Annotated in this window: 10 protein-coding genes; 8 read left to right on the top strand and 2 right to left on the bottom strand. The window is 59.9% G+C overall.

Going from position 1 to position 11,023, the window contains the following annotated elements:
- The 6 genes from WM94_RS07045 to dapA all read left to right on the top strand — a co-directional run.
- Positions 1 to 1,415 (top strand): hypothetical protein (locus WM94_RS07045; RefSeq protein ID WP_061550801.1); only part of this gene is annotated, 1,415 nt, incomplete at its 5' end.
- On the top strand, positions 1,412 to 2,215 hold the full coding sequence (locus WM94_RS30715) for a DUF6708 domain-containing protein (protein WP_235891304.1): 804 nt from the start codon (positions 1,412 to 1,414) through the stop codon (positions 2,213 to 2,215). The genes WM94_RS07045 and WM94_RS30715, both read left to right, overlap by 4 nt.
- 577 nt (positions 2,216 to 2,792) lie before the next feature.
- Complete coding sequence (locus tag WM94_RS30710; protein WP_256207002.1) at positions 2,793 to 3,602, top strand: DUF6708 domain-containing protein; 810 nt, start codon at positions 2,793 to 2,795, stop codon at positions 3,600 to 3,602.
- Positions 3,599 to 3,856 carry a PAAR domain-containing protein gene (locus WM94_RS07030; RefSeq protein WP_015270011.1) on the top strand — a complete coding sequence of 86 codons (258 nt, stop codon included), beginning with the start codon at positions 3,599 to 3,601 and terminating at the stop codon, positions 3,854 to 3,856. Before WM94_RS30710 ends, WM94_RS07030 begins: the two co-directional genes overlap by 4 nt.
- Positions 3,857 to 3,959: 103 nt before the next feature.
- Positions 3,960 to 4,112 (top strand): hypothetical protein, encoded by a 153-nt coding sequence (locus WM94_RS30055; RefSeq protein WP_023661540.1) that lies wholly within the window; start codon positions 3,960 to 3,962, stop codon positions 4,110 to 4,112.
- A 121-nt stretch (positions 4,113 to 4,233) separates the two neighbouring features.
- Positions 4,234 to 5,100 (top strand): 4-hydroxy-tetrahydrodipicolinate synthase, encoded by an 867-nt coding sequence (gene dapA / locus WM94_RS07025; protein WP_061550797.1) that lies wholly within the window; start codon positions 4,234 to 4,236, stop codon positions 5,098 to 5,100.
- Positions 5,101 to 5,314: 214 nt separating this feature from the next.
- Here the strand turns inward: dapA and WM94_RS07020 are convergent, their stop codons facing one another.
- Entirely contained in the window at positions 5,315 to 6,991 is a 1,677-nt protein-coding gene (locus tag WM94_RS07020) for an NAD(P)H dependent flavin oxidoreductase family protein (RefSeq protein ID WP_156485949.1), read from the bottom strand.
- 78 nt (positions 6,992 to 7,069) lie between these two features.
- Here WM94_RS07020 and WM94_RS07015 point away from each other — a divergent pair, with 78 nt between their 5' ends.
- On the top strand, positions 7,070 to 8,560 hold the full coding sequence (locus tag WM94_RS07015; protein ID WP_061550795.1) for a PLP-dependent aminotransferase family protein: 1,491 nt from the start codon (positions 7,070 to 7,072) through the stop codon (positions 8,558 to 8,560).
- Positions 8,561 to 8,655: 95 nt separating this feature from the next.
- Here the strand turns inward: WM94_RS07015 and WM94_RS07010 are convergent, their stop codons facing one another.
- Positions 8,656 to 9,054 carry a tetratricopeptide repeat protein gene (locus WM94_RS07010; RefSeq protein ID WP_061550794.1) on the bottom strand — a complete coding sequence of 133 codons (399 nt, stop codon included), beginning with the start codon at positions 9,052 to 9,054 and terminating at the stop codon, positions 8,656 to 8,658.
- Positions 9,055 to 9,307: 253 nt separating this feature from the next.
- On the opposite strand from WM94_RS07010, the gene WM94_RS07005 reads away from it, so the two are divergent.
- Entirely contained in the window at positions 9,308 to 10,933 is a 1,626-nt protein-coding gene (locus WM94_RS07005; protein ID WP_061550793.1) for a methyl-accepting chemotaxis protein, read from the top strand.
- The last annotated feature ends 90 nt before the right edge of the window (positions 10,934 to 11,023 follow it).

Raw genomic sequence — 11,023 nt, 5'->3', positions numbered from 1 at the left:
TGCTCGACCCGCGGTTCACCAATACGATGATCAGCGTGACGGTGTGGGTCGAGGGCAAGGCCGAGGAAGTGCATGGGCGGTTGTTCAAGGAGGCCAGCATGGGGGTAACCCAGGCGAGCAGCGCGGCACAGCTTGCCCTGGTGGATATCTCGGTGGCGGCGGGGACGTTGGAAACCGATGCGCGCAGGTTGTTGCAGGGGATGAAGATCACGACGCAGCAGGCAGCTCGATTGGTAAAAACCGGTTTTTCCGGGTTGCGCGGGATTGCTGGCAGTTGGGAGGTCCTGCTGGCGATAGGCGGGTTGTATCTGCAGCAGGACAGCCTGGGCAGGAATCAGGAAAAGGCGGAAACGGAGATTGGGCCCAAGGCGCATGAGGCCAAGTTGGCATTGCAAGGATCGTACTTGGGAATATTGGGAGGGAGTATCGAGCTAATAGGGCTCTTGTTGAACTCAAGTAGTAAGCATACTGGAAGGTTGTGGGCTAAGGGCGCCTCAGAAACTGGAGTGTCGCTGATAAAAATCGGTGCGATGATAGGTGCAATAACCGGGGTTTTGGATACGGCACAAGCATTTTCTGCCGCTAACCGTACACGAGCAGCTGGGGACAACCTAGCAGCGAGGAATTATTTTAGTGCAGGTCTTGTGTACATCTCTTCAACTGGAATGTTTGTCTATGCAATTTTCAAACCCGTCCTATTAGGGCCTTTAGGTCTGGCTATCGTACTGGCTCTCATCGCTTACGCATTTGCCAAGTCAGCTGAAGAAAGCGAATCTAATGCATTAGAGCGCTGGGTGCGACGCTGCTGCTTTGGGACTAACGATGAAAATCCGGTCGTGTCTTGGAAGACACCTGAATATGCAGATATAGCGTTTGCAGAGCTCAATGCCGCCACGCTCGGCGTACATACGGCGATTCATTTCGAATCCAAGCGTTTAAGCGACCCGGCCACTTCTAAGATTGGTGGGTTGCTTAGCTTGGAACTAGAGCAAAAAATAAAATTCAAAATCATATTGCCCAAATACCGTGATGAGCATTCGGCCTATCGTTTGATGCTTGTGGTACATCGTCATGGTGACGGAACCTTCCCCGACTTCAGTGGCGGAGAGGCTGTCGTTCTTGATGAGTACCAACCTGTTCGAGCCGAGGCGCTTACCAAAGCGGCAACATTCCATGACTTTTTTCAGCCGAGGTTGCCCGATTATAAGAGTGATATTTTAGTTAAAAAAATACGACGGTCGCCTAGCCGAAATGAGCCGCATATGTCTTGGCTAGAAATTACGGGTACTGTTAATCTGATGGCTACGATTGGGCCGCATACCATTAGAGCCGCGACACTGCTGATAAGTTATTGGCCGGATAGAAGGCTGCCAGACGCATATGTTGAGGTCTGCATTAAGGAAGCTAATGAATGAAGATCAAGCCCAGGATCCTTTCGGAGCGAGCTCTGTGTTGGAGTTATGATCTGCCTGGTGTCAGTTCGGATGAAGTTCCGCGTTCAAGCTTTGAAGATATAGATCCGCCACCAAACTACTGTGATGATGTGTTCCTGGAACTTCCCCGATCTACTGTCAGTTTGCGTGGTGTCGCAGTGCTGATAGGGGGACCAATTTTGGTTTTTTCTGTGGGTGCATTAATCTACATGCATTGGAGCTTTTTTGGTATCTACTGGTCGAATAATTGGGGCGTTGACATCCTCTCATCGCTAGCGATTTTGATTGGCATGTGGGCTACTGCGACATATGTAAAAATGGACCTATTGCTCCCACGGGACGAACCCATTCGTTTCAATCGCCTACGACGCAAAATCTATCTCTATCAATTCAGATTCCACTACATCTATCTGTTCAGCCGCAAACACTGGGGCGTTAAACCGGTCGCCTACAACTGGGACGACGTAACCGCCGAAGTCTACCGAGTCTACGCCCCCGGCCACGGTGGCCTGATCGAAAACGTCATGCTGTCGGTCCGCAACCCGGAAACCAACGAAGTCATCGACCGCGTCTTCTTCACCCACGACCTGTACCACGGTGAAGCCTACTGGGCCATCGCCCGGCTATTCATGCAGCAAGGCCCCGAAGCCCTGCCGAAGTTCGTACACCCACCCCGTGACTGGAACGATGACGATGGCCTGAGCCACATGCATTGCCTGGCACCCAAGGTTCATTGGCCGGAGGACATGGACCGTGAATCTCGTACTGCCCCATCTGACTGAGAGGGCCGATGAACCCCCGGGTCTAGAAGGGATACGCTGCCATGGGTTCGAAATTGCCATTAGCTTGGTCATGCTTTGTGCCGTGATACTGACCGTGGGGCTGGCGGCTGTGTTACGACGGGGCTGATGTATCAACGCGCCTGCCTGACTCAAATCCCTTATTCAGAGACGTTTCCTACAAACTTTTAGGAAGCCCAATGCCTCTCTGGAAAGCGATTCCCCGTTAGTGTTCAGAGGCCGTCAAGGCCCTGTCCAACACGAGGATCGCTCATGACCATCAGCCAACGTATTGCCCTCGCGATCGCCGAAGCCGGGCCGCCACACGACCAGTGCATGTCCTGTGAACGCCAGGGCCTGCCAATCCTGACTATAAAAGTGATTTTTAAGTGAATAAAAAGCGACAGTCGTCGGGATTAGGTGGCGTGCGTGCTTCGAGTATGGAAATCACCGGATCTATAGAGCTTATGTCGATTATCGGGATGCATAATATCAGGGCTGCGACACTGTTAGTAATGTACTGGCCAGATAGGAATGTGCCGAATGCCTATGTTGAGGTTTGTGCCAAGGAGGTTAATGAGTGAAAGCTAAGTTCAGGGCTCGGCGGGCTCTTTGTTGGAGTTATGATCTGCCTGATGTCAGCTCGCAGAAGGTTCCGCGTTTTAGTTTTGAGGATATAAATCCATCACCTAACTATCTAGATAAAGTGTACTTGGAGCTTCCTCGATCTACTGTCAGTTTGCGTGGTGTTGCGGTCCTGCTGGGCATTCCAGGGTTGATCGCGTCTTCTGGTGCGCTTATATATTTGTATTTGCTTATGCTGGATGTTAGTTGGTCACGTGACTGGTATGTTGCTGTTGTTATAGTGCTGGTACCTCTGATCGGTATGTGGGCGGTTGCATCCTTTGTAAAGATCGACCTAATGCTCCCAAGGGATGAACCAATCCGCTTCAATCGCCTGCGACGCAAGATTTATCTCTATCAATTCAGATTCCACTACATCTATCTGTTCAGCCGCAAACACTGGGGCGTCAAACCGGTCGCCTACAACTGGGACGACGTAACCGCCGAAGTCTACCGAGTCTACGCCCCCGGCCACGGTGGGCTGATCGAAAACGTCATGCTGTCGGTCCGCAACCCGGAAACCAACGAAGTCATCGACCGCGTCTTCTTCACCCACGACCTGTACCACGGTGAAGCCTACTGGGCCATCGCCCGGTTATTCATGCAGCAAGGTCCCGCAGCCCTGCCGGAGTTCGTGCACCCCCCCCGTGACTGGAACGATGACGATGGCCTGAGCCACATGCATTGCCTGGCACCCAAGGTTAATTGGCCAGAGGAGATAGACCGTGAATCTCGCACCGGGCCATCAGAAGGAGAGGCCCAATGAATCCTGTCGTACTTGTAGGCCATCGACATGTCTGTCCGCTGCATGGCATCAACGAGGTAGAAAGCGGCAGTGCAACGTACATCTTCAACGGCAGGGCGGTTGCCAGGGTGGGGGATCGGACCACGTGCGGTGCCGTGATTGAGAGTGGAGCCGAGCATTTCCTGATTGAAGGCGCGGCTGTGGCGCGTAAAGGAGACCGGACGGATCACGGTGGTGTGCTGGAGGAGGGTGATGCTGGGTGGATGCTGGATTGATCAAATGTCTCTTGTACAAGATCGGGCCCACAGATCTCTGTGCGGCTTTGGCCGCGAACACCGGCGCAGCCGGATGGGTTTGCTATATCGGTGTTGACACCGAGTGCGCCGCGCCACCATTATCCAGCCATATCCACGCAACGGGCTTGCCGGCATGTCCATTTCCAACCACGCCATTTTCGCTTCGGGCTTCATCGCCCAGGCAGGCGCGTGCGTTGCCGTTGCCAAGAAATCCAAGAAACAGCCGCTCATCTGACCGAGGCGCGCTGTCTCGTCAGGTGGGCTGACGAGACAGAAGGCGCCAGGTATCCCTGCCAGACCACTTCGACTCTCCGCCCTGCTGACGCTGACTTTCGGTCAACATCAGGAGTTTTTGCATGTCGAATTTCCGTGGTATCTGGATTGCCCTCGTCACGCCATTGCGCGCCAATGAAGTCGACTTCGCCGCCCTGGAAAAACTGGTGAAGAAGCTGCTCGAAGAGGGTGTGGCCGGTTTTGTGGTATGCGGTACCACGGGCGAGGCGGCGGCGCTGTCCAAGGCCGAACAACTGGCCGTGCTGGATGCCGTGCTGGCCTGGGTGGAGCCGGGCAGGGTAGTGATGGGCCTGTCGGGCTACAACTTGCGCGAGCTGTTGGCCTTCCAGGCTGAAATCCAGCGGCGTGAGATTGGCGGGCTGCTGGTCCCTGCGCCGTGCTACATCCGGCCTTCGCAGGCCGGCATCGAAGCGTTCTTCAGCACCGTGGCGGATGCCGCCAGCGTACCGGTGATCGTCTACGACATACCCTACCGCACCGGGGTACGTATCGAGCGTGAAACCCTGCGCCGCATCGTGCGCCACCCGCGCATCGCAGCGGTGAAGGACTGCGGCGGCGACAGCGAGACCACCATGGCCCTGATCCAGGACGGCCAGGCCCAAGTGCTGGCCGGTGAGGACGTGCAGATCTTCAACAACCTGTGCCTGGGTGGCGCAGGGGCAATTTCGGCTTCGGCGCATGTGCGGGCCGACCTGTACGTGCGCATGCTGCAGCAGGTCGACCATGGCGACTGGGTAGCCGCGCGCGGCACGTTCTACCAGTTGCTGCCGTGGATGAAGATGGCCTTTGCCGAGCCCAACCCGGCTGTGGTCAAGGCGGCCTTGCAGCTACAGGGGTTGATGACCGACGAACTACGAGAGCCCATGCAGGCGTGCACGGAGATGACCCGGGGCAAGCTGCGAAGCGTTGTGGATTCGCTCGGCGCTTGAGGGTGTACCTACCGGGCTGTTGTTCTGTTGACGAATGCCCGGCCTTTTGAGCTGCGCTGGCGCGTTGAAAACAAATATCGCTCACTTGGCGCGTCCTTTGTAGGAGCAGCCTTGTGCTGCGAAGAGGCCCGTACTGACAATTCGTATCTGTTGCCTGTACCGGCCTCTTCGCAGCACAAGGCTGCTCCTACCGGGCCCCTGCTAAATTTTCACCTCAGGAGAACGACCTGGCCTCACCAATCAGGATGTCTTCGAAAAACGCCCCGACCGGCTCGCTAGGGTGGCACAACTGGATCTCCAGCACCCACACCACTTCGCTCGGGACGATTTCCACCTCGGCCAGTTTGTCCTGCCCATACAGCACATGCGGGAAGTCGGCGATGCGATGCCCGGCCAGGTTGCGCTCCAGCTGCCAGCCTTTTACCTGGGCACTGCGCTCGGCGAAGTCGTACAGTTCGCGCCCGGTCAGGCCACGGCCCCAGGCCTGGCGGGTTTCGTCGAACACCTCATGCAGTGCCTTGACGCAGGCGTGGTGCAGCTCGTGCTGGCCGAACACGAAGGTGTCGCCATAGTCGCCCTCATAGCCATCCCATACCGGGCCGACGTCGACCACGACGATATCCGTAGTACGTAATACACGTTGCAGATCAATGCCTTGGCGCGGCGTGCGCACGGTGTCGTCGCCAAAGCGGATGTAGGTCGGGTGCCAGGTGTGCGATGCACCCATCGCCTGCAAGGTTTGCGCGGCCATCTTCAGCGCCTGTGCAGTGGTCATGCCGACTTTCAGCTGGTTCGCTATCGCAGCAACGGCCCGCACCGACTGCTCGCGGGCAGCGAGCATGCCGTCCAGCGAGTAGCGTGGGCCGACTTTTTCCAGCTCCGGGTGCAACGGGCTGGCTGTTGAAGCCTCTGGCGCCAGTGTGCCGCTGGCAACGAAAGCCTCCGCGACAAAACGATGGGGCTGCAGGCCTGCTGCGAGGCACTGCTCGCGAACCTGGCTGATCATCGTGGCATTGCCGCAGGCATAGACCTGGGTGTCGGCCCAGCGATGGGCCTGGGCCAGCGCCACCTGCTGCACGCGCGCCTGGTCCGACAGCACCGGGTGCCAGCGAAAGTGAGCGTGTGCACGGCTGGCCTGGTCGAGAAACTCACGGTCATAGAAGTCGGCGTCCGATCTGCCGCCCCAGTACAACGTGACCTCGGCATCACCTGCCAGGGCGGTCAGCAGCAATGGCTTGATGCCGGCGTAACCTGTACCGGTGGCGAACAGTACCAGGGGGCGCTGGGCCTCGTGCTGCCAGGTGCAGGCACCCACCGGTCCTTCCAGTTTCAAAGTGTCACCTGCTTGCAGGGTTGGCAGCAGGAGTTCGGTAAACAGGCCGCCACTGACCTTGCGGATGTGAAACACCAGTTTCCCCTGGTCCCGGTCGGGCAGGTTGGCGATGGAAAAACAGCGGCTATCGCCGTTGTCCAGCCGAAAGCGTACGTACTGGCCAGCCCGTGCCGACAACGGCTGCGCAGGCTGAAGCACCAGTTCGACGATATCGGCGCTCAGTTCGCGTTTGCCATGAACCTGCGCGTGGATTTCCAGCGCCTGGGTTTCCAGGGACCAGCCGGGGATTTCCAGGCGCATGTCGCTGCAGGCGTGGCTCTGGCACAGCAACATTTCGTCGTCGGCCAGGGGGTAGCAGGGCGCGGGCATGTCTGCCGTCCGCTGCTTGTCCCGATACTGCCCCGACACCACCTTGACCTTGCACGACCCGCAGGCGCCGCGGCGGCAGGAGAAGGGTACCGGCAGGCCGCTGGCGAGCATGGCATCGAGCAGCAGTTCCTGGTTGGCGTCGAAGGTTTTGCCCGAGGGCGACAGTTCAATGACGTGGCGGTTCTGCATGGGCACCTCGGGGCAAGTGGAGGTTCGATTGTTGCTATAGTCCAGGACCAGTAGAACCTCCAGTTTCGGTTAATTCACATGGTCCAGCTTCGCAAATGGCAGCCGCTGCTCAAGCTTGACGCGGCGCAGTCGCAGGCCTCGTACAGGCAGATCGTCGAGGGCCTGGTAGCCGCTATCACCGAGGGCCGCCTGCGCCCCGGTACGCCGTTGCCCGGCACGCGGGAAATGGCGCAACTGCTGAACGTCAATCGCAAGACGGTGATCCTCGCCTACGAGGAAGCCGAGACCAAGGGCTGGCTGGAAAGCGTGCAGCGCCGTGGCACCTTCGTCAGTCGGCAGCTGGCGGCTGGCACCCTGGCCGAGCCCGATGCAGCGCAGCCCTTTGCCCTGGTGCTACAGCAGGAGCCTGCCGTTGCCTACTTCGCGGCCAACAAACAGGCTGCCGCGCAGCAGGATCGGCCGGGTGCGCTGTTCTTCGACAACGGCGCCTGTGACCACCGCCTGCTGCCGCAGACCGTTCTGCACCGCTATTACCGTAATGCCTTGCGCAACAGCTTTGCCGCCAACACCGTGCGCCATGGCAGCGCGTGCAGCAGCCACTCCCTGCGCAGCGCCTTGGCCGACATGCTGCGGCACAATCGCAGCCTGAACGTTGGCGCCGAGCATATCTGCCTGACCCAGGGCGTGCAGATGTCGCTGTACCTGGTGGCCAGCGTGCTGCTCAAGCCCGGTGACGTTGTGCTGGTAGAGCGCCTGAGCTATCCGCCTGCGTGGGAGATCTTCCGCCAGCTGGGCGCCCGGCTGGTCACCGTGGACCTGGATGAGGAGGGCTGTCGGGTCGAGCAGATTGATGCATTGTGCCGGCTGCACCAGGTACGCATGCTGTACATCACACCCCATCACCAGTTCCCGACCACGGTCAGCCTGCCTGCCGGGCGCCGGCAGCAGTTGCTGGAACTGGCGCGGCAGCACGACTTCTGCGTGGTTGAGGAAGACTACGACCATGAATACCACTTTGCCGGGAGACCTTACCTGCCGCTGGCCAGCGACCGTCAGCAGCGGCATGTGATCTACATTGGCTCATTGTCCAAGTCCTTGGGCAGTACGTTCCGTTGCAGTTTCATCGTGGCGCCGGCGGAGGTGGCCGCAGCGCTCGAACGCAGGGCGACGCTGACCCTGGGGCAGGGCGATGCGGTGATGCAGCAGATGCTGGCGGACTTGATCAATGATGGCGAGCTGAAGAAGCACTTGCGTCGGGTCACCCGGGAGTATCGCCGGCGTCGAGAGACCCTGTTGGCTTGCTTGCGCGATGCCTTTGGCGAGCAGGTAACCGTGCGCGAGCCGGAAGGTGGGCTGGCGCTGTGGGTGAGGTTTGCTGACGGGATCAATGTGGATCAGTTGGTTGGCAAGGCGTTGGAGTTGGACCTGGTGGTACGCAGTGGCCGGCAGTTTTCGCCGTTTGGTCATGCGGAAAATGCCTTGCGCCTCGGGTTCGCCTCGCTGGACATGAATGAAATCCGGCTGGCTACACAACGTTTGGCGCAGGCGGCGAAGGCGATTACCGGGTAGTAGAAAGGACAGCCTGCCTGGCAGTCCTGACCAGCGACGAGGCTGCCTATATCACCGGGCAGAACAATAGCGTCGCGCGCAGCGTCTTGCCGCCGTCAATGCGCAGCCGTCGGCAGCATGCCCGGGCCCTGGGCCTTGTGCGCGGCTTCTATAAGCTGCAGGTTGCGGCTGCGCAGGGCGTGATTGTTGCCAACACGCAGGTTGGAGCGAAGCGCCAGGGTTTCGGCCTGTTCATACTGCCCTTGCTGAAGGCGCAAAACGCCAAGGTAGTGCAGCGTTGCCGGGTTGTTCGGCTGAATGTGCAGCGCACGCTCCAGGGTGGCCGCCGCCTGGTCCAGCTGGCCGTCGGCATACTGTTGCGAGGCGGTTTCGATCAGCACCGTCGAGGCATTGTTGCTGCGCGTGGGCGCGTAGCGTTCGCCGGCCAGTGCGCTCTGAGCCGTGATTGCGCTGAACAACAGGAGCAGGGCTGACAGAACAGGTGTGCTGGGCATCGGCGGAAGACTCGGCAGGGCTTGGGCAGGCCAGGTTGCAGGGCGAGGGGATGCTATCGACCGAATTGGAACGTTGAAGTTCCCGCCTGGTCGGCTTGTTGCCCGTTGCCCGGTCTGTGCCTCGACAACATCTGTTCGGTTACCGCCCATAACCGCACTCCGGCGCCTCAAGCCTGGGGCAGTACCTCCGATAGCAGCACACCCACCGTCGAATCATCGACCAGAAGTGGTGCCAACAAGGAGTACTGCCCCCATGCTTGCCAACCTGAAGATCCGCACCGGAATGTTCTGGGTGCTGTCGCTGTTCAGCGTGACCCTGCTGTTTTCCACCGTCAGTGCCTGGCGGGCGGCGGTGGGCAGCGACCAGCAGATCACCGAACTGGACCAGACCGCGCACCAGTCGGACCGGTTGAACAATGCATTGCTGATGGCGATTCGCGCCAGTGCCAATGTGTCCTCGGGCTTCATCGAGCAGCTGGGTGGTCATGAGGAAAGCGCCAACAAGCGCATGGCGCTGTCGGTCGAGCTGAACGACAAGAGCCAGAAGCTGGTGGACGAGTTTGTCGAAAACGCCCGCGAGCCTGCGCTGCACGCACTGGCAACGGCACTGCAAACCACCTACGGCGAGTATTCCAAGGCGGTCGCCGGGCAGCGTGAGGCAACCCGTCAACGTTCGCTCGAGCAGTATTTCAAGGTCAACACCGACGCCGGCAACGCCATGGGCCGGCTGCAGGCGCTGCGCCAGCAACTGGTCGGCGCATTGAGTGAGCGCGGTCAGCAGATCATGCTGGAATCCGACCGGCGCCTGGCGCGCGCCCAACTGCTGAGTCTGGGGCTGCTGGGCGTGACGTTGGTGTTGGCGGTGCTGTGCTGGGCCTTTATTGCCCAGCGCGTGCTGCACCCGCTGCGCGAAGCTGGCCGGCACTTCCAGCGCATTGCCGGCGGCGACCTGAGCGTGCCGGTGCAGGGGCAGGGCAGTAACGAGATCGGCCAGCTGTTCCATGAACTTGAGCGCATGCAGCAGAGCCAGCGCGACACCCTGGGGCAGATCAGCAACTGTGCCAGGCAGCTGGACGCAGCCGCCACGGCGCTGAATACGGTCACCGAGGAAAGCGCCAACAACCTGCGCCAGCAGGGCCAGGAGCTGGAGCAGGCCGCTACCGCCGTTACCGAAATGACCACGGCCGTTGAGGAGGTTGCGCGCAATGCCATCACCACTTCGCAGACCACCAGCGAATCCAACCAGCTGGCGGCGCAAAGCCGCCGGCAAGTCAACGACAACATCGACGGCACCGAGGCCATGACTCGGGAGATCCAGGCCAGCAGCGCGCATCTGGAGCAACTGGTCGGGCAGGTGCGGGACATCGGCAAGGTGCTGGAAGTGATTCGCTCGGTGTCCGAGCAAACCAACCTGCTGGCACTCAATGCCGCCATCGAGGCCGCCCGTGCGGGCGAGGCCGGGCGCGGCTTTGCGGTGGTGGCTGATGAAGTGCGTACACTGGCTTACCGCACGCAGCAGTCGACCCAGGAAATCGAGCAGATGATCGGGCGCGTGCAGGCGGGTACCGAAGCGGCCATGACCTCGATGCAGGCCAGTACCAGCCGCGCCCAGTCGACGCTGGACGTGACCCTGGCCTCGGGGCAGGTGCTTGAGGGTATCTACAGTGCGATCGGCGAGATCAACGAGCGTAACCTGGTGATTGCCAGCGCAGCCGAAGAGCAGGCGCAGGTGGCGCGAGAGGTGGACCGCAACCTGCTGAACATTCGCGAGCTGTCGACATCCTCGGCAGCAGGGGCGCAGCAGACCAGTGAGGCGAGCAAGGCGTTGTCGGGGTTGGTGGGGGAGATGGCGGCGTTGGTGGCGCGGTTCAGGGTTTGAGGTTTGGCGGGCACCAGACTGTGGGAGCGGGCGCGCCCGCGAACACCGGCGCAGCCGGTGCCATCAACCGCATCGCCCGGTTCGAGGGCA

The organism is Pseudomonas sp. ABFPK (assembly GCF_001586765.1).
Classification (GTDB): Bacteria; Pseudomonadota; Gammaproteobacteria; order Pseudomonadales; family Pseudomonadaceae; genus Aquipseudomonas; species Aquipseudomonas asiatica.
The sequence above is the reverse complement of the archived record's forward strand: the minus strand, read 5'-3'. Positions and strand labels throughout refer to the sequence as shown.

What these genes read in the sequence shown, in the direction of transcription:
- WM94_RS30715 (WP_235891304.1), top strand. Translation starts at nt 1,412, where the DNA reads ATGAAGATCAAGCCCAGGATCCTTTCGGAGCGAGCTCTGTGTTGGAGT.
- WM94_RS07030 (WP_015270011.1), top strand. Translation starts at nt 3,599, where the DNA reads ATGAATCCTGTCGTACTTGTAGGCCATCGACATGTCTGTCCGCTGCAT.
- dapA (WP_061550797.1), top strand. Translation starts at nt 4,234, where the DNA reads ATGTCGAATTTCCGTGGTATCTGGATTGCCCTCGTCACGCCATTGCGC.
- WM94_RS07020 (WP_156485949.1), bottom strand. Translation starts at nt 6,991, where the DNA reads ATGCAGAACCGCCACGTCATTGAACTGTCGCCCTCGGGCAAAACCTTC.
- WM94_RS07015 (WP_061550795.1), top strand. Translation starts at nt 7,070, where the DNA reads ATGGTCCAGCTTCGCAAATGGCAGCCGCTGCTCAAGCTTGACGCGGCG.
- WM94_RS07010 (WP_061550794.1), bottom strand. Translation starts at nt 9,054, where the DNA reads ATGCCCAGCACACCTGTTCTGTCAGCCCTGCTCCTGTTGTTCAGCGCA.
- WM94_RS07005 (WP_061550793.1), top strand. Translation starts at nt 9,308, where the DNA reads ATGCTTGCCAACCTGAAGATCCGCACCGGAATGTTCTGGGTGCTGTCG.